Source organism: Syntrophomonas sp. UBA5494 (assembly GCF_002426325.1).
Genome location: NZ_DIPG01000101.1, coordinates 35,293 through 57,733, shown reverse-complemented (window position 1 = coordinate 57,733; position 22,441 = coordinate 35,293). Strand labels below are relative to the sequence as shown.

The 22,441-nt window shown below is 50.1% G+C and carries 18 protein-coding genes; 13 read left to right on the top strand and 5 right to left on the bottom strand.

Annotated features, from left to right (window positions below):
- Window positions 1-147 precede the first annotated feature (147 nt).
- The 13 genes from B3W37_RS11465 to B3W37_RS11405 all read left to right on the top strand — a co-directional run bounded on the left by B3W37_RS11465 (window position 148) and on the right by B3W37_RS11405 (window position 17,329).
- Entirely contained in the window at window positions 148-2,280 is a 2,133-nt protein-coding gene (locus B3W37_RS11465; RefSeq protein ID WP_483175853.1) for a sigma 54-interacting transcriptional regulator, read from the top strand.
- 725 nt (window positions 2,281-3,005) lie between these two features.
- Window positions 3,006-4,361, top strand: a complete 1,356-nt coding sequence (locus B3W37_RS11460) for an acetyl-CoA C-acyltransferase (RefSeq protein WP_483170742.1) — start codon at window positions 3,006-3,008, stop codon at window positions 4,359-4,361.
- Between the two features lie 49 nt (window positions 4,362-4,410).
- Window positions 4,411-5,265, top strand: coding sequence for a 3-hydroxybutyryl-CoA dehydrogenase (locus tag B3W37_RS11455; protein WP_481041209.1), 855 nt, complete (start codon window positions 4,411-4,413; stop codon window positions 5,263-5,265).
- A 52-nt stretch (window positions 5,266-5,317) separates the two neighbouring features.
- The gene (locus B3W37_RS11450) at window positions 5,318-6,100 is read left to right on the top strand and encodes a short-chain-enoyl-CoA hydratase (protein ID WP_481041207.1); all 783 of its coding nucleotides are present in this window, start codon (window positions 5,318-5,320) and stop codon (window positions 6,098-6,100) included.
- Between the two features lie 22 nt (window positions 6,101-6,122).
- Window positions 6,123-7,271 carry an acyl-CoA dehydrogenase gene (locus B3W37_RS11445; protein WP_481041205.1) on the top strand — a complete coding sequence of 383 codons (1,149 nt, stop codon included), beginning with the start codon at window positions 6,123-6,125 and terminating at the stop codon, window positions 7,269-7,271.
- 125 nt (window positions 7,272-7,396) lie between these two features.
- Window positions 7,397-8,374 carry a CoA transferase subunit A gene (locus B3W37_RS11440; RefSeq protein ID WP_483170739.1) on the top strand — a complete coding sequence of 326 codons (978 nt, stop codon included), beginning with the start codon at window positions 7,397-7,399 and terminating at the stop codon, window positions 8,372-8,374.
- A complete protein-coding gene (locus B3W37_RS11435) occupies window positions 8,375-9,175 on the top strand; it encodes a CoA-transferase subunit beta (protein ID WP_483170738.1) in 801 nt (266 codons plus the stop codon).
- A gap of 191 nt (window positions 9,176-9,366) precedes the next feature.
- The gene (locus B3W37_RS11430; RefSeq protein WP_483170736.1) at window positions 9,367-9,837 is read left to right on the top strand and encodes a YbaK/EbsC family protein; all 471 of its coding nucleotides are present in this window, start codon (window positions 9,367-9,369) and stop codon (window positions 9,835-9,837) included.
- A gap of 20 nt (window positions 9,838-9,857) precedes the next feature.
- Window positions 9,858-13,241: a DNA polymerase III subunit alpha gene (locus tag B3W37_RS11425; RefSeq protein ID WP_483170735.1), complete on the top strand. Its 3,384-nt coding sequence runs from the start codon at window positions 9,858-9,860 to the stop codon at window positions 13,239-13,241.
- A gap of 40 nt (window positions 13,242-13,281) precedes the next feature.
- Window positions 13,282-13,539 carry a trp RNA-binding attenuation protein MtrB gene (gene mtrB / locus B3W37_RS11420; protein WP_481041195.1) on the top strand — a complete coding sequence of 86 codons (258 nt, stop codon included), beginning with the start codon at window positions 13,282-13,284 and terminating at the stop codon, window positions 13,537-13,539.
- Window positions 13,540-13,610: 71 nt separating this feature from the next.
- Entirely contained in the window at window positions 13,611-14,573 is a 963-nt protein-coding gene (gene pfkA / locus B3W37_RS11415; protein ID WP_483175851.1) for a 6-phosphofructokinase, read from the top strand.
- A 29-nt stretch (window positions 14,574-14,602) separates the two neighbouring features.
- A complete protein-coding gene (gene pyk / locus B3W37_RS11410) occupies window positions 14,603-16,351 on the top strand; it encodes a pyruvate kinase (RefSeq protein WP_483170733.1) in 1,749 nt (582 codons plus the stop codon).
- Between the two features lie 138 nt (window positions 16,352-16,489).
- On the top strand, window positions 16,490-17,329 hold the full coding sequence (locus tag B3W37_RS11405) for a 3-hydroxybutyryl-CoA dehydrogenase (RefSeq protein WP_481041189.1): 840 nt from the start codon (window positions 16,490-16,492) through the stop codon (window positions 17,327-17,329).
- A gap of 85 nt (window positions 17,330-17,414) precedes the next feature.
- Here B3W37_RS11405 and B3W37_RS11400 read toward each other — a convergent pair whose 3' ends face one another.
- From B3W37_RS11400 to B3W37_RS11380, 5 genes are all read right to left on the bottom strand, one after another.
- Complete coding sequence (locus B3W37_RS11400) at window positions 17,415-17,870, bottom strand: hypothetical protein (RefSeq protein ID WP_483170731.1); 456 nt, start codon at window positions 17,868-17,870, stop codon at window positions 17,415-17,417.
- Between the two features lie 93 nt (window positions 17,871-17,963).
- On the bottom strand, window positions 17,964-19,100 hold the full coding sequence (locus B3W37_RS11395; protein WP_483170730.1) for a GerAB/ArcD/ProY family transporter: 1,137 nt from the start codon (window positions 19,098-19,100) through the stop codon (window positions 17,964-17,966).
- A 22-nt stretch (window positions 19,101-19,122) separates the two neighbouring features.
- Complete coding sequence (locus B3W37_RS11390) at window positions 19,123-19,350, bottom strand: hypothetical protein (RefSeq protein WP_483170729.1); 228 nt, start codon at window positions 19,348-19,350, stop codon at window positions 19,123-19,125.
- 20 nt (window positions 19,351-19,370) lie between these two features.
- Complete coding sequence (locus B3W37_RS11385; protein ID WP_483175850.1) at window positions 19,371-20,612, bottom strand: Ger(x)C family spore germination protein; 1,242 nt, start codon at window positions 20,610-20,612, stop codon at window positions 19,371-19,373.
- Window positions 20,609-22,252: a spore germination protein gene (locus tag B3W37_RS11380; protein WP_483175848.1), complete on the bottom strand. Its 1,644-nt coding sequence runs from the start codon at window positions 22,250-22,252 to the stop codon at window positions 20,609-20,611. Before B3W37_RS11380 ends, B3W37_RS11385 begins: the two co-directional genes overlap by 4 nt.
- Window positions 22,253-22,441 lie beyond the last annotated feature (189 nt).

The window sequence follows — 22,441 nt, the reverse complement described above, 5'->3', positions numbered from 1 at the left end:
ACAGCAATAATTGGTATGCCATCAACTATAGCAGAGCAGGTGATATTATGCGCAGTAATTTGGATGGCCGAAGTCGATAGGTACGTATTTTGCATGTAACAGCATAATAGAATAAGTCTTTCGGGATGAAGACCGAGGTGAATATAAGTGAAACTCAAAGAAATTATGACTGCGGATCCCATCGTGGTAAGGGCTGACTGTTCCATCTGTGAAGTGATCCGGTTATTCATGGAGAATAAGATAGACGGGGTGCCGGTAGTAGACGAAGATGGCATATTGATTGGCCTTTTTACCAAAGGGCACATCTACAAGGCTATAAAACAGTCCTTAGACCTTCAATCCCCCATCGTCGAGTTGATGACCCGTGAGGTTTTCACCGGGCAGCCCGACGATGATTTTGAGGATGTGGTCTCGCCGTCCGTACCACGCCTTCCGGTTGTGGATCAGGGCGGCAGGGTGGTGGGGATATTAACCCGGGGTGATATAGCCAACGCCTTCTTTAATTCTTACAAGAATATATCCAGTGAGCTGGATGCTATCATTGATTCCACTCACAATATGATCATATCAGTGGACGAGAATGGTATTATCAAGGTATTTAACCGCTCTGCCGAGCGTTTGCTGGGTTTGGGAGCGGAGGTGATCGGGGAGCACATTTTGGATGTATTGCCTAACAGCCGGCTTATGGAGGTCATGAAAACCGGCCAGGTTGAATTGATGCAGAAGATAACCTTGCGAGGGCGCGAGTTTGTCTCCAACCGCAGTCCGATAATCAAAGATAATAAGATTATTGGTGCGGTGGCGGTCTTGCAGGATCCTTCAGAACTGGAGAAGATCTCCAGGGAATTGCACTATGTTAAGGAACTCAATGAGGAGCTTGACGCCATTATCGAGTCCTCTTTTGACGGCCTTTATATAAGCGATGGGCAAGGCATTACCCTGCGCTTGAACAAAGCCTTCGAGATGATAAGCGGTATCAATGGGCATGAATTTCTCGGCCACAATGTGGATGACATCGAAAAGGAAGGCATTGTATCGGAATCGGTGACCAAATTGGTATTACAGCGGCGTGAACCGGTGACCATCATACAGAATTATAAGACCGGCAAGATTACCCTGGCGACTGGAAACCCGGTATTTGATAAGAATGGTGAGATATTCAGGGTGGTGTGTAATGTACGGGACATCACTGAACTCAATATATTGAATGAGAAGTTGGAACGGGCTCAGGGTTTGACCCAGCATTATGAAAGTGAATTGCGCTCCCTGCGCATGAGATACGCCGCCCCGGAGCGGTTGGTGGTCAATTCGCCTGAGATGCGAAAAATGCTTGATATGGTGGTGCGCATCGCCCAGGTGGAATCAACCATTCTGATAACCGGAGAAACCGGTACCGGCAAGGAACTGATCGCCCAGATCATTCACGAAAACAGCCCTTGTCATCAAGGGCCTTTTATTAAGGTGAACTGCGGCGCTATTCCCGAAACCCTACTGGAATCCGAGCTGTTCGGTTATGAAAATGGCGCCTTTACCGGCGCCAGAAAAGAGGGCAAACCGGGCTTTTTCCAATTGGCCTCGGGAGGAACCCTGTTTCTGGATGAAATAGGCGAGCTGCCCTTGGGACTGCAGGTAAAATTGCTGCGGGTATTGCAGAGCAAGGAGATCACCAGGGTGGGAGGCACAACGCCGATTCAGGTAGATGTGCGCATTGTGGCTGCAACCAACCGCGATTTAATGGAAATGGTACAAAACAAGCAGTTTCGCGGTGATTTATATTACCGCCTTAATGTACTGCCCATTTATGTGCCTCCATTAAGGGAGCGCAAGGATGATATTCCCAACCTGGTGGTGCATTTCGTGCAGATTTTCAATCAGAAATACCAGCTTACCAAACGCATTGCCCCGGAGGTAATCGAAATTTTTATGGAATATGACTGGCCGGGCAACGTAAGGGAACTGGAGAATCTGATCGAACGACTGATCGTTATTACCCCCGGTGACGTTGTGAACTGGCAGGATTTGCCGGTGCACATCACCAATGAGGCCCCGGCAGCCTTGTCTGATAATTCCTCGCAGATCACCGTGTCAGGCATTATTCCGCTTAAGGATGCGGTGGAAAGTGTGGAGAAGCAGATCTTGCAACAGGCCTATGCCAAATATCGTACTACGCGCCAAATGGCTGCAGAGCTTAAAGTGGACGCTTCCACAATCGTGCGCAAAGCGGCTAAATATGGAATCACTTCCGGGCAAATGATTTCCCCGCGCTTGTTGCAGTCTTGAAACAGCTGCTGCGTCAATGCAACAGTTTTAACGTAATCACGGCAAGATTACAGAAATACAGGGGTTTGTTGCCGGACAGGACTGCAATCTGAGCCGGGACAATAACCGCAGTAATGCAACACTAACAGGAGTATAAATGAATAAAAAGGATTGGTAGATTTAGAGACCCGTTGCATCCATGCAACGGGTCTCTCGACTTTCTCCTTTCGTTTTGCTCTGCGAAAAATTATTGGTAGACCATGTATACCCGCATTGGCCGGGCTTGTGAGGCGGTCTCGCTTTGGCGATGGCATACAAGTTGCATTGATTAGGTTCAGGCAGGTAGTTTTACGACTCTCAGTTACCCAACTTTCCTCTTATGATTTTTTAATCGTATTGCCTGCCGGTGATAAATGTAGCGATAAGGGTTTATCACCGAAGGCAATACCCCCCTTTTTAAAATGACTGACTTATATAGATAAAAAGCCGCAGCCGTCAACAATTAAAAGCCAGTATCGCAAGCCGTTCATATATTGGCCTGACTGTCCGGGGGCCTATGGGCCCCGGCAGTTAGGGGTCAGCACCGGTGAAGACAGGATTCATCTTTTGAAATAGCGGCTGAAGTCAACCCAAAGGAGGGAGGGATGCAAATTTAGAGGTGGGGACGTTTTCCGCGTTTGTTATGAAAGCCAAACAGCTTGGTTAGAGACAGAATAGTCAAATGATGAGTAAAGGAGGCAACCAATTTGTCAGATTTTGTACAGAAATTAGAGATGAAAAGGGCTGATTATCCGAAAAAGGTGCCAATTACCGGCTTTGGGGAAAGAAAACCAGACTTCTCTGGAATGGGACGCAAGCTGGATAATCCATATGCCAAGCTGCGCGAGGTAGTGTGCGTGGCTGCGGCCCGTACTCCATACGGGGTATTTGGCGGCAAATTAAAAGAATATGATGCGCCGCAGTTAGGTGCATTGGCCATCAAAGAAGTCATGCGCCGCGTGGAAGGCAAGGTAAAAGGTGAAGACGTTGATTATGTCTACATGGGTGAGGTTGTTCCCGCCGGGGTGGGGCAGGTGCCCAGCCGTCAGGCTACTATACTGGCAGGGCTGCCGGAGTCAGTTCCTTCTATTACCATAAACAAGGTGTGTTCTTCCGGCATCAAAACCATTGACCTGGGTGTGCAGTTCATTAAATTAGGCCGCGGAGATATTGTCATCGCCGGTGGTATGGAAAGCATGACCAACTGCCCCTATTCTCTCCCTGATGAAAGATTTGGCGGCCGTATGGGGCTTCCCAATGGCAGGCTGGTAGACCTGATGGTGTATGACGGATTGTGGGATGCTTTCTACAACCGCCACATGGCTATTCATGGCTCAGAGGTATCCGATGAATTCGGTATTCCCAGAGAAGACATGGATTGGTGGGCATATCTGTCCCAGACCCGGGCTGTTGATGCTATGGAAGCTGGCCGCCTCGATGATGAGATCTTCCCGGTGGAAATCAAAAGAGGCAAAGAAGTCATGAGCAAAGACGAGGGACCTCGTCCTGGAACCACCATTGAGAACCTGGCCAAGCTGCCTCCGGTGTTCAACCACAAGAGTACGGTTACCGGCGGCCCGGGGAGTGTCACCGCAGGCAATGCACCGGGTGTCAATGACGGCGGTTCGGCAGTGATGCTGATGAGCCGTGAAAAAGCTGACGAACTCGGCTTAAAGCCGTTATTTACCATAATCGACTATGCCGAGGTCTCGCAGTGGACCAAGGATATCGCCACTGTTCCCGGCCTATCCATCAAGAAGGTTCTGGAACAAAACGGCCTCACCCCTGATGATATTACCCTGGTTGAAGCCAATGAGGCTTTTGCCGCCGTGGTTCTGGTAAGCTGCATGGGAATCCTGGGGATGAGTAAGGAAGACATGGTGGCCAAGGTAAATGTCAACGGCTCCGCCATTGCTTACGGTCATCCCATAGGCTCCAGCGGCGCCAGGATTCTTATGACTCTGGGATATGAATTAAAACGACGCGGCGGCGGCTACGGGGTGTGCGGCATTTGCTCCGGCCACGCTCAAGGCGATGCCATGCTGATCAAGGTTGAACCATAAATTTTAGTATCAGGCAATAAACATTGAAATATCAAGGGAGGCGAATTTTGTGGAGATTAAAAAGGTAATGGTTATAGGCGCTGGACAAATGGGCAACGGCATTGCCCAGGTATCAGCTCAGACCGGATGGGATACCGTCCTTTATGATATTAATATGGAACTGGTAGACAAAGGCTTGGCCAACATCGCTAAAAACCTTCAACGCGATGTATCCAAAGGCAAAAGAACCGAGGAAGACATGGCTGCCATAATGGGCAGGCTGAAACCCTCCACCACTCTGGACGATGCGGCCGATGCCGACCTGATTATTGAAGCCATTGTTGAGAATTTTGACATTAAGAAAAAGGTTTTCGAACAGCTGGATGCCATTGCGCCGGCCCACGCTATTCTGGCCACCAATACTTCCTCGCTGCCCATCACCCAAATCGCTGCCACCACTAAGCGGCCCGCCCAGGTCATCGGCATGCACTTTATGAATCCGGTTCCGGTCATGAAGCTGGTTGAGATCATCAGAGGCCTGGCCACCAGTGACGAAGTGTATCAGATCATCGAGGAAGCCTCGATCAAGATGGGCAAAGTGCCGGTATGGTGCAAAGACGTGCCCGGATTCGTATCCAACCGCGTCTTGCAGGTGATGATCAATGAAGCCCTGTGGGAGCTTTATGAAGGTGTAGCCCCGGCTGAAAACATCGACAATATCATGAAGCTGGGCATGAACCATCCTATGGGACCGTGCGCCCTGGCTGACCTCATCGGCCTGGATACCATCCTGTCAATTCTGAATGTAATGTACACCGGTTATGGTGATCCCAAATACCGGCCCTCCCCGCTGCTCAAGCAGTATGTTCAAGCTGGCTGGCTGGGTCGTAAAACCGGCAAAGGCATTTTCGATTACAGTAAATAGTCTTAACCCGGTAAAGAACTGATTAAATCTATTAAGCGAGGGGGGTAAAACGATGGAGTTTGCCAATGTGATACTTGAAAAACAAGATAAAATCGGAGTGCTCACCATCAATCGCCCCAAGGCCCTGAACGCCCTTAACAAGGATACCTTATTGGATATTAAGGCTGCAGTGGCATTGGTTCAGGAAGACCCTGAGATTGATGTCCTGGTCATTACCGGATCCGGCGATAAATCCTTTGTGGCCGGTGCGGATATCACTTACATGCTGGAGATGACGGCACTGGAAGGCCGCGAGTTCGGTATCCTGGGCAGCAGCATTTTTCGGCAGATTGAGACCATGTCTAAACCGGTGATAGCGGCTATAAACGGATTCTGTCTGGGTGGAGGATGCGAACTGGCTATGTCCTGCGACTTCCGCATCAGCTCGGATAAAGGCAAGTTCGGGCAGCCGGAGGTGGGCCTGGGGGTTACCCCCGGGTTCGGAGGCACACAGCGCTTGCCGCGCATCGTAGGCACCGGTATGGCGGCGGAATTGCTGTATAGCGGTGATGTAATCGATGCTGCCGAAGCCTTGCGCATCGGTCTGGTCAACCATGTGGTGCCTGCTGGTGAACTGATGGACTTTGTGATGGGTCTGGCCAAAAAGATCGCCAGCCGCGGACAGATCTCGGTGCGTTTGTGCAAAAAAGCTATGTATGAGGGCGTGCAGGTGGACATCGACCGCGGGCTTACCATTGAGGCTGATATCTTTGGCGTATGCTTCGCCACCGAAGAACAAAAAGAAGGCATGAAGGCTTTCGTGGAAAAACGCAAAGCCGTCTTCACGGGGAAATAAATGAGGAGGAGATGAACAATACATGGAGTTTTCACTGAGTGATGAATCATTAATGATGCGAGATATGTTTCGCAAATTCGCCAAAAATGAAGTTGAACCCTTGGCGGCGGAAATAGATAGGACTCATGAATTCCCGATGGTGACTTTCAAAAAAATGGCCGATCTGGGTCTGTGCGGTCTGCCTATTCCTGAAGAATGGGGCGGCGCCGGTGCAACCTATCTGGATTACGCTATTTTTGTAGAGGAATTGGCTAAAGTTTGCGCCTCCACTGCGGTCATCATGAGTGTGCATACCGGATTGGGATGTATGAGCACCTGGTTATATGGCACCGAAAGACTTAAGCAGAAATACCTGCGGGCTCTGGCTACTGGCGAAATCGTAGGGGCTTATGCCCTGACCGAACCCAATGCCGGGTCCGACGCGGCTTCCATCCGCTGCAAAGCCGAAGACAAAGGAGATCATTTTCTGGTCAACGGCAGCAAGATATTCATCACCAACGGCGGAGTGGCCACCACTTATTGCACTTTCGTAAAAACCGATCCCACTCAGGGACCGGGCCGAGGCATAACCTGTCTGGCTATTGAGAAAGACACTCCGGGTTTCACTATGAGCAAACCGGTAGCCAAGATGGGCATGAACGGTTCACCGACGGTGGAACTGTATTTCGAAGATGTTAAAGTTCCGAAAGAAAATATGCTGGGTGAGCAGAACAACGGGTTCCAGGTAGCCATGGGACTTCTGAACGGGGGACGCGTTACCATAGCGGCCCAGGGACTTGGCATAGGCGAGGGCGCTCTGGAATATACCGTTAACTATATCAAGGAGAGACAGCAGTTCGGCAAACCGCTGGCCGCCAATCAGGGCGTGCAGTTCATGGTAGCCGATATGGCCACGGCTCTGGATGCAGCTCAGCTTCTTGTCTATAGGGCCGCCTGGCTGAAAGACAACGGCCTCCCCCATGGAACAGAAGCCTCCATGGCCAAAAAATTCGCCACCGACACCAGCATGGAGGTCTGCACCAACTGTGTACAGCTGATGGGCGGATATGGTTACTGCAGCGAATTCCCCATCGAACGTATGATGAGAGACGTCAAGATCACCCAGATCTATGAAGGCTCCAACCAGATCCAGCGCATGATCATTGGCCGTGGAGTGATTGGAAAGTGGTAGGATACAGATTTCCCGCCCCGCGCTTGCGGGGCGGGAAAACCCCATAAGGCTGCCAACGGCGTGTTGATACTTAGAGATTTACGACCAGTAGAGGAGAGATTTGACGACAAGGAGGAGGTACTTTAATGGGTAAACCACAAAAAGTCACATTGAAAGAAGCGGTTGCTTTAATCAACGACGGGGATTTCCTAACCTTCAGTGGTTTCACCATCTGGCGGCGGCCAATGGCCTTCGTCTATGAGATGGTTCGCCAGGGTAAGAAAGACCTGCATTTGTTTGAAGTAAACGGCGGCACTCACACCGAGGTTCTGGCCGGCGCCGGGTGTATTAAGATGTGGGAATCTTGCTGGGTTGGTCATGAGCTGTATGGGAAATTGGGTGAAGCGGTTGCCCGGGGCCAGATTGAAGGATCAATTATAGTGGAGGATTACAGCCATGCCCAGTGCGTGGCACGTTTGCTGGCCGGCGCCTATGGCCTGCCCTTTTTCCCCACTGCCCTTTCCATGGGCACGGACATCTTGAATCCCAAGTTTGATAATTTGAAGAAAGCCGGGCTGCGTGACGGGTCTAATCCCAAGATTCCAATGATAAAATACGACATCATTCAAGACAAAATGTACAATAAGGGTGACATCTTGTTGATGCCTGCGGCCAATCCCGATTGGGCCATAATATATGCCTCTCAAGTCGGCGATGAAGGTACAGTGCGGATGTTTGCCCAGCGCTATGTTGACATGGAAGCCATTAAAGCAGCTGACAAGGTTATTGTCATCGCTGAGGAAATCGTTCCGGACTCCTATCTCCGCCAGGAACCGGAAAAGAATATGGCCACGGGATACGCGATTGATTATGTGGTTGAACTGCCTTGGTCGGCCCACCCCACTGGATCACAGTTCTACTACGATGTAGACGCTGATTTCATCAAGGCCTTTTACACTGCCTCCAAGAGCAAGGAGACCTTTGACCAATGGGCTGCGGAATGGATATTTGGAGTCGCTTCTCATGAGGAATACATTGAGAAATTGGGCGTTAACCGCTTGACGAAGCTGAAAGCCAACTCAGTCTTAGGTTACTCAACAGCGGTGAAAAGGGGGACGAGATAAATGGCGAAAAACTATGCTACCAATTACAAACCGGTTGATCTATTAGCAGTTGCGGCTGCCAGAGAGGTAAATGATGGCGACGTAGTTTTCGCCGGCACCGGCCTGCCCATGCTGGCTATCCTGCTTGCTCAGGTGACTGATAAACCCAACGCGGTATGTATTTATGAAGCAGGCAGCGTAGATGGCAGGGCTTTGGATTTACCCGCTTCTGTGGGTGACTCCCGCTGCGCCTGGCAGGCATCCATTGCAGCCGGCTTGACTGAAGCTTTTTATGGCCAGCTTCATTGCGGTTATGTGGATCTTGGCTTCTTAGGCGGGGCTGAAATCGACCAGTATGGCAATGTCAACACTACCGTGGTGGGTGATTATTCGGCTCCTTCGAAGCGTTTCACTGGCAGCGGCGGCAACCCCGATATTAATTCCTTTGCCAAGAGAACCGTATTCATCATGGTTCAGGAAAAACGCAGGTTTAAAGAACACGTTGATTACATCACTTCGCCGGGTTGGCGGCTCCCTAAGTGGCCTTCTGGAGAATTCGTACACCGCAGAGAAGTGTTCGGCAAATTTGCCGAAGGCGGCCCCACTGCTGTCATAACCAACATGGGCGTGTTCCGCTTCGATGAGAACGGAGTTATTTACCTGGATACGGTTCATCCTGGATTTACCGCCGAGCAAGTCAAAGACAACTGCAGTTTTGACCTCAATATTTCGAGATGCAAAGGTGAAACTGAAAAACCGACCGAGGAAGAAATTTATCTGCTCTACAACAGGGTGGACCCAGAGGGTATCTTCCTTCCCTAACCCTTCAAAATAATTATTGCGCAGGGGCTATTTCGAGAGGAATAGCCCCTTTGCCTGTTGAGCCGGGGGACAAAAGGGGGCGTTCCTTTTTTGTCCCCCGACACGTAAACCCCATGGTTACCCTACATGTAGAATCAACCTTGGGTTATAATGAAAAAGGTTTAAGTCGATTAAAGGAGTTAAAATTAACCATGTCTGCTATCGAAAAAGTCAAAGAATATCTCTACAGCAAAGATCCATCAATAAAGGTGATTGAGTTTGATCAGGATACCAGCACTTCTTTTCTGGCAGCCCAGGCTCTTGGAACCGAAGTGGCGCAGATCGCCAAATCCATTCTGCTTAAAGATAAGAAAGGCGAGTACCTGCTGGTGGTCTCCACCGGCGATGCCCGGATCGACAACAAAAAAGTGAAGCAGATAAGCTCCTCACGGCTGCGAATGGCAGCCCCTGATGAGGTTCTGGAGGTCACTGGTTTTCCAGTCGGAGGAGTGTGCCCTTTTGCTATGAAATCTGATTTGCCTATCTATTTGGATGACAGTCTGAAGCGTTTCCCGGTAGTCTACGCTGCGGCCGGTACGCCCAATACCGCAGTGCCGGTGAGCTGTGAGCAATTGACCGCCATCACCGGGGGAACCTGGTGTGACGTTACCATGGTGCTATAAGCATGACGGAGAAAGTTGCAATGCCTAATTTTGTCCACTTGCATAATCATACCGAATACAGCCTGTTAGATGGAGCTTGCCGCATTAAAGACCTGGTGGCCCAGGCCAAAGAATTGGATATGCCGGCACTGGCCATCACCGATCACGGAGTGTTGTACGGGGCGGTGGATTTCTATCGTGAGGCTAAAAAACAAGGAATTAAACCGATTATCGGCTGCGAGGTTTATGTGGCTCCCCGCAGCCGGCTTGACAGAGAGGCCCGCCTGGACGCCAATCAATACCATTTGGTTTTATTGTGCCGGGATGAAACTGGTTACCGCAACCTGGTGCAGATGGTCACCAGGGCCTATCTGGAAGGCTTTTATTATAAGCCGCGGGTTGACCATGAACTATTACAGCAATACAGTGAAGGCTTAATAGCCTTATCGGCCTGTGTGGGCGGGGAGATTCCCCAGCTAATTCTGGCGGGAAGGCATACTGAGGCTGCAGAGCTGGCTTTAAAATATCAGTCCTGGTTTGGCAGGAACTGCTTTTACCTGGAGATTCAAAACCATGGCATGCCTGAGGAACAAATAGTCAATAAAACCCTGGCAGATATCAGCCGGCAGACCGGAATCCCGCTGGTAGCCACCAATGATGTGCATTATATCAGGAAGAAAGATGCCCGGGTACATGATGTCTTATTATGTATACAAACAGGAACGGCAGTGACCAATGAACAGCGCCTGCGTTTCCCGGGAAGTGAGTTTTATCTTAAATCCGGGCAGGAAATGACGGAATTATTTGCAGCCCAGCCAGATGCCATCGCCAATACCATGGCCATCGCCGACTGCTGCAATTTCGACTTTCAATTCGGGACCTTTCATCTACCTTATTATAATATTCCAGATGGATCGACCCCGGAGGATTACCTGGCGGCATTAAGCCGGGAGCGCTTTCAGCAAAAGTATCCTTCGCCAGCTCCGGAGACTGTGGAGCGTTTGGAATATGAGATCCGGGTTATCAATGAAATGGGTTTTGCCGCCTATTTTTTAATCGTGCAGGATCTGGTCAATTGGGCTAAAAACAATGGGGTGCCTGTAGGACCGGGCCGCGGTTCCGCAGCAGGCAGCCTGGTGTCCTATGTTCTGGGAATCACCACCGTCGATCCGCTGGCCTATGGCCTCTTGTTCGAACGTTTTCTTAATCCGGAGAGGGTGAGCATGCCCGATATAGATATTGACTTCTGTTTCGAGAAACGGGATCGGGTGATTGGCTATATTGTAGAAAAATACGGCGCCGACAAGGTGGCGCAGATCATCACTTTCGGCACTATGGCCGCGCGCGCGGCTATCCGTGACGTAGGGCGGGCGCTAGATATCCCTTATGGGGAAGTGGATCGGATCGCCAAAATGATCCCTGCCGAACTGGGAGTCACCATCGATAAAGCCCTGCAGGTGTCGGCAGATCTGGTCAAGGCTTTTCAAAGTGATTACAATACCCAGCAGATCATAGACACAGCCAGAGCCCTGGAAGGAATGCCCCGGCATGCTTCCATACATGCCGCCGGGGTGGTTATCGGCAAGGAAAGCTTAAGCGCCCTCCTGCCTCTGCAAAAGACCCCGGAAGGTCATACCGTGACTCAATTTACCAAGGAAACAGTAGAAGATATCGGGCTCTTAAAAATGGACATTTTGGGACTGCGCACCTTGACGGTAATTGACCGTGCGGTGGAGATCATCAAGCATACCAAAAAGGTCGAACTGGATATGGACCGACTGCCTTTGGATGATCCCCAGGTATATAGGCTATTATCCAGGGGGGACACCATAGGGGTGTTCCAGCTTGAAAGCGATGGCCTCAGGCGCATTCTGAAAGATTTAGCCCCCAGCCGTTTCCAGGATTTAATCGCCGTTATCGCCTTGTACCGGCCGGGTCCCTTAGGGAGCGGAATGGTCGAGGACTTTATAAATTGTAAGCATCGCCGTCAGGAGATCCAATATTTAGACCCGCGTTTGGAGGATATCCTGAAAGAAACCTATGGGGTGATACTTTATCAGGAACAGGTGATGCAGATCGCCAGTGTCCTGGCCAATTTCTCCATGGGGGAAGCCGACGTATTACGCCGGGCTATGGGCAAGAAGAAGCCCGAGGAGCTGAAAGCCCAGCGGGACAAATTCGTCTGTGGCGCGCGAATCAATGAAATCGAACCGCAGGTGGCCCAACACCTGTTCGATCTTATGGAAAGCTTTGCCGGCTACGGTTTCAATAAAAGCCATTCTGCGGCTTATGCCATGATTTCATACCAGACCGCCTATTTAAAAACTCATTTCCCCATAGAGTATATGTGTGCTTTTTTAACCAGCATAATCGACAGCCAGGATAAAGTGGTTTACTATTTGCGCGAATGCCAGCGAATGGGAATAAAGATCCTGCCTCCGGACATCAACCAGAGCTTTGAAAACTTCACCGTGACTGCGGGAGGTATTCGCTTCGGATTGGGAGCCATCAAAAACGTAGGTATTAACGCGGTCAAAAATGTGGTCAGGGTTCGCAAGCAGCAGCCTTTTTCATCGCTGTTTGACTTCTGCAAGCGTATCGACCTGACTCAGATCAATAAGCGCATGCTGGAGAACCTCATTGTTGCGGGATGCTTTGACAGCGTTGGGATTAGCCGCAAAGAGGCCCTGTCAATTATGGATGAGTGCATGGAAATAGCGGCTCAGCTCAAACTGGATCATGCCAGCCGGCAGATGTCTTTGTTCGCGCCCAGTGAGACCATGGTCGATGAACCATCTCCGGTCGTAAAAGGCGAGATGTCGGTTAAAGAACGCCTGACCCGGGAAAAAGAGGTCTTGGGTTTCTACGTCTCAGCTAATCCCCTGGATGAGTACAGCGAACTATTGCCTTTGCTGATAAGTCATCAGGTCGCTGACCTGCCCGGCCTGAAAGATGATTCCTATGTGCGTTTGGCCGGCATGGTCTTGCATCTTGCCCGCCGCACCAGCCGCAAAGGGGATCTCTATGCCCAGTTTTTTTTGGAGGATTTGAGCGGACGCATAGAAGTCCTGGCATTTCCTTCGGCATTAAGGCAGAATATGGATGTCCTCCAGGCTGATGCCGGACTCGTAATTGAGGGATATTATGACCATCGGGAAGAAACCCCCAAAATAGTTATGCGCAAGGCATTTAAGCTGGAGTCCGGTATTAGCGAGATGCATATCGGGTTAAACGGCGATCAGATTGCTGCAAGCAAAAAGCAGTTATTGGCCAGACTCAAACAGCATCCGGGTGGAATCCCGGTGGTTTTGGATATGCCGGGGAAAAGAGTGGTGCTCAATGATGAATTCCGGGTTGAAGCCAACCTGGGTTTTAAACAATCACTGTTGGAGATCGCCGGAGTGCGGCATTCCTGGTATGTATAGCCACCGCTTGATAATCCGGTCACAGTAGGAGGGACAGTGCATGAATGATGGCTACATCGGACAAGACTATATTATCATTAAGGCTCTGGAAAATGGCGTTACCATTATCGGATTGACCCGAGGGCGGGAGACCAAATTTCATCACACCGAAAAACTCGATAAAGGCGAAGTTATGATTTTCCAGTTCACAGAGCACACGTCAGCAGTCAAAGTGCGTGGAAAGGCAGAGGTTTCCCACCGCTACGGGACGACCAACAGCGAGGGGGGCGCTGCCGGTAAAAGTAATCCCAAAGCTTGATCCCGGCCTCTTGTTACTAAACTTGACTGCTGTACTATCACCATCCGTATTAGCAGCAAGGAGGGCTCTTCTTGAAACGCATAGCTGTATTAACCAGTGGCGGGGATGCTCCGGGCATGAATGCCGCTATAAGAGCAGTAGTCAGAACAGCTATCTATGAGGGCATGGATGTCTACGGCGTATATCGGGGATTTGAAGGGTTGATGTCAGGTCAATTTGGAAAGATGTCTCCCGGCTCAGTGGCTGATATTATTCATCGCGGCGGCACCATTCTGCATACCTCGCGCTCCAAGGATTTTATGCTCAATGAAGGGCGGGACCGGGCCCGGGAACATCTGAACCGTCTGGGAATTGACAGTTTGGTCATTATCGGCGGAAATGGCAGTCTGCGCGGGGGCTATGAGCTGTCCGGCGAAAGCGAAGGACTGCAGGTGATAGGCATACCCGCAACCATTGATAATGATGTGGTCTACACCCGTTCCATCGGGTATGATACGGCTGTAAATACCGTTTTAAGCGCCATCAATAATATTCGTGACACCGCTACCAGTCACGGCCGGGTCTTCATCATCGAGGTTATGGGAAGGCGCTGCGGGGAAATCGCCCTGGCCTCAGGGGTGGGAGGTGGCGCCGAGTCCATCCTTATTCCTGAAATAGAACCGGATATCGGGCAGGTCATAGAAAAAATCAAAAGCGGAACCGACCGCGGCAAATTGCACAGCATTATTATTGTGGCTGAGGGGGTTTATCCGATTATGAAGTTGAGAGAGGAGATTTTGGCCGCGACTGGTCGAGACACCCGGATCAGCATTTTGGGCCACGTGCAGCGGGGCGGCACCCCGACGGCTGTTGACCGGATCCTGGCTTCTTACATGGGCAAGGCCGCGATTGATGCCATCATGCGCGGCAAATCCAATGTCATGGTGGCCGGACAGGATGACCGCTTTTATACCATCCCTTTAGGGGAGGTTATAAACGGACACAAGACGCCTGAACTGGGAATGTTTGAGATTGCGCGGGTATTATCGACTTAAAAACCGGTTTGCATAAGGGAGGCTAGCAATTGCGCAAGACGAAAATAATCTGCACCGTCGGCCCGGCCAGCGAAGCGGTCGAGGTGCTGCAAAAAATGATCAGAGCGGGCATGAACGTAGCCCGATTAAATTTCTCCCACGGCACCCATAGCGAACATAGGCAGCGGGTGGACAATATTCGCGCTGCCGCTAAAGCATCCGGCGCAACTGTAGCTATTATGCTGGACACCAAAGGACCGGAGATTCGAACCGGTACTCTGCGACAAGGCCTGATAAATCTCAAAGCCGGGGATGTGTTTACCCTTACCACTCGTGAAGTGCCCGGCGATGAAAAACAGGTCATGGTCAGCTACCCCAATTTGCCGGCTGAAATGAGTAAAGGGGACTGCATTCTCCTGGCAGACGGTTTGATCAGCCTGCAAGTCGAGGAGACCACCGGTACGGACATCGTCTGCCGGGTCTTAAACGGCGGGGAATTAGGCGAGCGCAAAGGGATAAATGTGCCCGGGGTCAGGGTTAACCTTCCTTTTTTAAGTGAAAAGGACCGGCAGGATATTGAGTTTGCCATTAAACATCAGCTTGACTTTATTGCCGCTTCTTTTGCGCGTTCAGCGGAGGATATCCTGGAGATACGGCGCATACTGGAAGAAAATCATGCTGATATAGATATTATTGCCAAGATTGAAAGTCAGGAAGGGGTCGACAATCTAGAAGGCATTATAAAGGTTGTTGACGGGATGATGGTGGCTCGCGGAGATCTGGGGGTGGAGATTCCGGCCGAAGAAGTGCCGCTGGTGCAGAAGCAGATTATCAAGCAATGCATTGCTGCCGGCAAGACGGTTATCATCGCCACCCAGATGCTGGAGTCGATGATAAACAATCCCCGACCCACCCGGGCTGAGGTTTCAGATGTGGCCAACGCAATATTCGATGGCGCCGATGCCATCATGCTCTCCGGGGAAACCGCGGCAGGTAAATACCCGGTGCAGGTGGTCGAAACCATGGCGCGTGTCGCCCGCCGGGCTGAAGATGTCTTGCCATATGAGGATTTTTTGCGGGAAAAGCGTTTTTTAGGCACTTCCACAGTGGCCGATGCCATCAGTTACGCCACCTGCACCACCGCCATGAATCTGGATGCGTCGGCTATTCTGAGCGCCACACACACCGGCCACACCGCCAGGCTGATATCGAAATACCGGCCCCAGGCTACCATCGTGGCCGCTACTCCCAAACCCCGCATTCTGAACAAACTGGCTCTGGTATGGGGGGTATATCCGACCCTGATAGCGGGCAGCTCCAGCACTGACGAGCTGTTTGAGCAGTCGGTTCAGGCCGCCTTACAAGGAAGTTATATCAAACATGGTGACCTGGTGGTCTTGACCGCCGGCATTCCGGCAGGCACCCCTGGAGGAACTAATCTACTGAAGGTTTATGTGGTGGGAGACATTGTGGCTCGGGGCAGCGGAATCGGGCACGAACCTGTTATGGGGCGTGCAGTGGTGATTCAGAATGATCATGACCTGCACCGTCTGGTGGAAGGTGATATTGTAGTCTTAGCCCATGCAAACAGCAGCCTGGTGCCATACCTTGACAGAATAAAGGCTATTATAACCGAAGCCGGGGGGCTTACATCTGACGCTGCGATTATGGGATTGAACTATAAAATACCGGTGGTGGTTGGAGTGCAGGATGCCACCCAAGTGCTTAAAGACGGGATGTTAATTACCGTGGATACCCCTCGCGGCGCCATATACCGGGGTTTCGCCCGGGTGAAATAATGGGTCTTTAGCATTCTTTTGCTATTTGTGATAGGCTCCTACACTTGTGAAAAAATATTCAAAAAGAAGGATTTTGGAAAAGTGATGTAGAAGGAATTATCACGCCACAAATATATATATATTAGGAGGGAATTGGGAATGAAAATTATGGTTTTGGGTGCTGGGACAATGGGTGCCGGTATTGTGCAGACTGCCGCTCAGGCTGGCCACACAGTAATTGTGCGCGACATTAAGCAGGAATTTGTAGACAAAGGTATTGCCGGTATTGACAAACTGTTGGGCAAGAACGTAGACAAAGGCAAAATGAGCGCAGAGGACAAAGCTGCGGTTATGGGCAGAATCAGTGGCACCGTTGACATGGCTGCCGCGGCTGATTGCGATCTGGTCATTGAAGCTGCTCTGGAAGTTATGGATATTAAAAAGACCATCTTCAAAGAACTGGATGAGATCTGCAAACCCGAATGTATTCTGGCCTCCAACACATCCGCATTGAGCGTGACCGAAATAGCTGCCGCTACAGGCAGAGCCGACAAAGTTATCGGCATGCACTTCTTCAATCCGGTACCGGCCATGAAACTGGTTGAAGTCATCCGCGGCGCCAACACCAGCCAGGCTACCTATGACTTCATCAAAGACCTTTCCGTTCAGATGGGCAAAGCCCCGGTAGAAATCAATGAAGCCCCTGGCTTTGTGGTAAACCGCCTCTTGATCCCCATGCTGAATGAAGGTATGTATGCTTTAATGGAAGGCGTAGCCAATGAGGCTGACATCGACACCTCCATGAAGTTTGGCGCCGGGCATCCCATGGGACCGCTGGCCCTGGCTGACATGATCGGTCTGGACATCTGCCTGAAGATCATGGAAACCCTTTACAAAGAATTTGGTGATCCCAAATATCGCCCCTGTCCGCTGTTGGTTAAATATGTTCGCGCAGGCAAACTGGGCCGCAAGACCGGCGAGGGATTCTTCAAATACTAGAATTCATTCTATTCGGAAATCATTACGGAGCCAACCAGCGGTTGGCTCCGTTATTTCATGTCAAAGGACGGGGTTGGCAACCCAGCTAGTTCAGGCTGGCCTGGCGGGTTGTATTATCGACTTTGAGAAGTTTGGCTTCTTCCATTATGAAGTGAAGTGTTTTGGAATCCAACAAACCGGTGGCGTCCAGGGCGTGCTTTTGCTGAAACCCTTTTATAAATGCAGATAAGTCGGCTTCGTCAGTCATGCCCAGGCTTTTAAGCATTTCTATAATCTGCTTCTTTTCTGCTGATGTAATTACCATTACATCAGCGCTGGATACCGGACTGCCCCCATAGATTGCCGAGGTTGCGGGGGAATTGGCTTCGGTATCTGCTTTAACCGCTTCTGCAGGCTGCCCCTGCACAATCATCTGCTGACTCTGGGATTTTTCAGTCTGATTCAATATATAGGGGAAGTTAGCGGCCACCCCAAGAGTGGAACCGGTAACAATCGCCGCCGTGATGACCAATGTTAGAAATATGTGATGTTCCAATCGCATTTATATGCCTCCATGACTATTGCGCATTTTAATTGTACAACAGTCATGAATTTATTTCAATAGGCTAACAATATAGTGCTATAGTCCCCATAATTATGACTGACTAGCAGGAGGGGCCTGAACTTGCTGAGGTTGGTTGTCAAGCTGACCCAATTTCTGCCTGGTTACGGCAACCAGGAGCAGCAGACCGGGGATGAGGTACTCGGTGAATAATGCCAATCCCGGGAAGGAATCACCGACATGGCTGAACAGATCAGTAGCACTGGGATAAAATACCTGTGATAAAATTAAGAGCAACATCGCAACCGGTAGGATTAAAGCCCGGTTGGAGTTGAATCCGCATAGCTGGGATAAACCTATAGTAAGTGCAAACTGACCCAGGGTGACTTTACCCCAGAAAATCAGGATCCAGGTTGTGGCAAGGACGATTTTAATTCCGGTGGCCTCTAAATAATCGCCCAGCGAAAATATCGAAAAATAACTCCTGGCCGTAGTCTCGACGCCCATAATGGTGATGCACAATACTATGGTTAAAGAGATAAAAATAGTAAGCAGGACCAAGGCGATAATCCCGCCTGCCAGGGCATCGCGCCGGCTGTGGACATAGGGAAAAAGAATCACCAGAAATAGCATTTCTCCTTTAAAAGCATGGGACAAAAGTCCGCTTTTAAGAATCGCGCTCAGACCAGATTCTCCGACCGGCTGCAGGATGGAGAGATTTACCATCGGTGCAGCCATAAATACGGCTGCTGCGAAAAAGACCACTGTGATGAGCCATACATACCATATACTGCGGCTGATACACTCGATTCCATAAGATACCGCGTAGGTGGTAGCTATTAATAGCAGCAACCCCACCGCTAACTCCGGGGTCAGCCGAAAGATGCCGATCCCAAACAATAGGGCCAGAGCTTCGGCCAACACTGTCACCGTAAACCACAGGAAAAAAAGTATATAGCCAAACCCGATCAATTTACCCATAAATTTGCCCATGATCAAAGGAAGGTACTCGATAAAGCCCTTATCCGGGAAGATACTTCCCAGCCAGCAGCATACAAAAATGACATATAAGCCCAGCAAAAATGAAGTAAACGGTGTAATCCAGGCATCATGCCGGGCCGTATCAACAGTTATATAAGGAGTGAACAAAACCGAGGTAGTCCCTACGAGGGTCACCAGTATGGCGACTATGGTATAAGCACCGATTTTATATGTACTGCTTTCTTTCAATACCATTTCCTCCTGAAACGAATTAGCCGAATAAACCCTCCAAGTAATGAGTAACCGGCGTAAACATGATCTCAACCCCTTCTTTTAAAGTTGGCAGTTGCCAATCCTGCATAAAAGCTATACCGTACACCAGGCTTATAAGCAAAAGGCCGGCTGTCACAAACAATTCTCCCCAGTATTTCCGATGAGCCAGGTAAGAAATCTCAATAAAGGCTATTATAAGCAACAATACTATATAGAAATAGATCAAAAACAATCCTCCCTTGAGGTTTATGGTTCGGTCTCAAAATCTATCGGTCGGGATGTCAGATTGGTAAGTCTGATGGTAGTATTCACTTCGAGGTTTACCGGTATCTCAGGGAAAACCTCGTCCCAGTCCGGTCTCATCTGTTGCCATAGTTCCGGGTATTTGTGGTGAATAGCCTGGCCAAAGCCAAAAGGATCTACCTGCATTTGCTTTTGGGCTTTATCAAGGGCCGATTGAACCTCTCTGATTACCGCCTGATTCTGGGCCTCCTCAATTTTTTGAATATCTTCGGTGTCATCCATGGGAAAACTGCGGGTCACTTCTTGAACCACGGTTTCCGCATCAATCTTGACATTCACTATTATTTGGCCATTTTTCAACACAGGTGTTACTTTGGTATGGGTCCTATATATTTCTGTTGCTGCCATCCCGTTCTCAACACCGGGCAGGGAAAACTTTATTATGCCTTGTTTTACCTCGTTTCGCAGCCATAACAGGCCGCGGCTCTCCTGCTGGTTAAGCCATCCCACCATTTTGTCATTTTTAAACAAAGCCGTTCCATTAATAGCTAGCCTATTAGCAGGCTCAGGGACCTGGCCGTCGAGTATCCCATGTCCGGCTTCAACCGGCCGGGAAGGATTGGGGGTAGCCTCGAGGACGGCGGTAAAGGGCTGTTCGGAGGTGCACTCCAGCGTTCTAATAAATTCTCCCAATCTAAGGGGCGCATAAGAGGAAACAACGTCCTGGTGCTCCAATACATTACTGACCCGCAGGGTAGGAATCGGTGAAATAACTCCCGGAGTATCCATCAGGCTTGCCATGTCTTTGCCGCGCCCCACCAGGAGCCAGATATTGGGTTTAAACTGAGGATCGCGGCTTATATAATCGGAGATTTCCGTAATACCACGTTCGCGGGCGAATTCTTCAGATACGATTAGAACTTCGGTATGGGCAAAAAAACGCCGGGCTACAGTTTCCTGAGGAAGCTGTTTGACAGCATCATAAACGGAATCCGCCTCTATCACCTGATTGCGGTAGGGCTTTTGAAAAGTTATGGTATTCTCTCCGCTGCCTCCGCCGCCCCCGCCGCCCTGTATCGAAGTATTGATGTATTGAAACACCACCCTTATCCGATTATTGCCGGCCGACTCGATGGCGATACCATGCACAATCCCCAATTCCTCAACCTCGCGCCGATCCCAGCAACCGGTTAAGAGCAGGCTTGCACAGAGCAGCAAGATAAGGACGACGGATTGTTTCATCATGTCTGCTTCCTCCCACCATTATTGCTGCCCTGCTGAGGGCCTGGTTTCAAGCCGGGAGCCATGCGGGTAGGGTTGAGCTGTCCGTACTCCCGCGGCCGCATATTCATTTTCCACTGTGGAGCGCGCACCAGTATATCCTTTAAATCTTTGGTCTGCAGAGGGGCCAGGGGGGATAGATAAGGGACGCTAAAAGAACGTAAGTTGACAGTATGGATCACCAGCAGGATAAAACCGATTGACACCCCGAACAGGCCGAAGGCGCCTGCCAACAGCATCAAGGGAAAACGAAATAAGCGGATGGTTATGCCCAGACTATATGAAGGTATGGTAAAAGAGGCGATCCCGGTGGCCGCCACAACTATAACCATCAATGGGGACACAATGCCCGCAGTTACCGCCGACTGGCCGATGACCAGGGCTCCTGCGATGCTCACCGCCTGGCCGATAGCCCGGGGCAGGCGTACCCCGGCCTCCCGCAATACTTCGAATATAAACTCCATCATCAACGCCTCTATCAGCGTAGAGAACGGCAAGCCCTGGCGATAGGCCGATATGCTTACCAGGAGGCGGGTGGGGATCATTTCCTGGTGAAAGGTGGTTATAGCGATATATAGAGAAGGAAGAAAAAGTGAAATCCCGAAAGATATCCAGCGCACATGGCGCAAAGCAGTACTTAATATGTAGCGCTCATAGTGATCTTCAGGCGAATTGATAAAGGAGGCTAACTGCGCTGGCATGATTAAGGCAAAAGGACTGCCGTCGCAGAGGATGGCCACTTGTCCTTCCAATAAGGACCCAGCTACCCTATCCGGCCTTTCGGTATGGTGCATCTGCGGAAAGGGTGAAAAGGGGTGATCTTCGATCAGTTCCTCCAGATAACCGCTTTCCAAAACGCCATCTATATCGATACGCTGCAGGCGTTGTTTGACTTCGTTGACCAGATCAGGGGCGGCTATGCCCTCGATATAGACCAGGGCAACATCGGTAGCTGTGATCCTTCCTATAGGCATAGTTGAAAACCTCAGCCGGGGATGTTTAATGCGCCGGCGGATCATGGTCATATTGGTTTTCAAGGTTTCATTAAAGCCTTCTCTGGGTCCTCTGACCAGCACTTCGGAAGGGGGCTCGCTGATGGCCCGCTCGGCGTGCGCCTTGATGTCGATGAGGAAGGCTGCATTCAGGCCTTCTACCAGTAATATAACCTCTCCTGACAGCACACTGGCAACCAACTGTTTTATATTGCATGATTCACATACATTTGAGGCGGTAAGGACGGAATTCAGGATATCATCTCGAATACTGCTTTTGCCGGCTTTCAAATCACCCTGTTTTGTAAAGAGCATCAGAGACTTGACGATGTCCTCATTTAGAACTGGCGTGTCCACCAAACCCTCGATATAGACGATGCAGGCCGGGTTATTCGGGCTTGGTCCCAAGCGGATACGGCGGTATATTATATCCACCTGCTCACCCAGAATTGATTTCAGCTGCTGAATATTTTCATCAAGATGGAGGCTTACCGGCGTATCAGGCAGAGCCCCCGTATATACGGGTACATTAGCAGTATTGGCATTTGCGCCTTCAGCAGGGGAGTTATTAGGGGATATTCCTTTTTTGGCTAACCATTGGAACCATTTCATGATAAATGCGTCTCTCCCAGTAATAGTCAGTCTTATTATTTTGAAAAAGACCCGTTTTCATGCAGGAAAGGAAAGGAGAGGCCACATATTTTGCCGTATTCGTGACTCGTTACGTTGTTTGAGGAGAGATTTGTCATTGTTAGCTAACGATAGATTTCGATTAATAGTCAGTTATGAAACGTTACGATT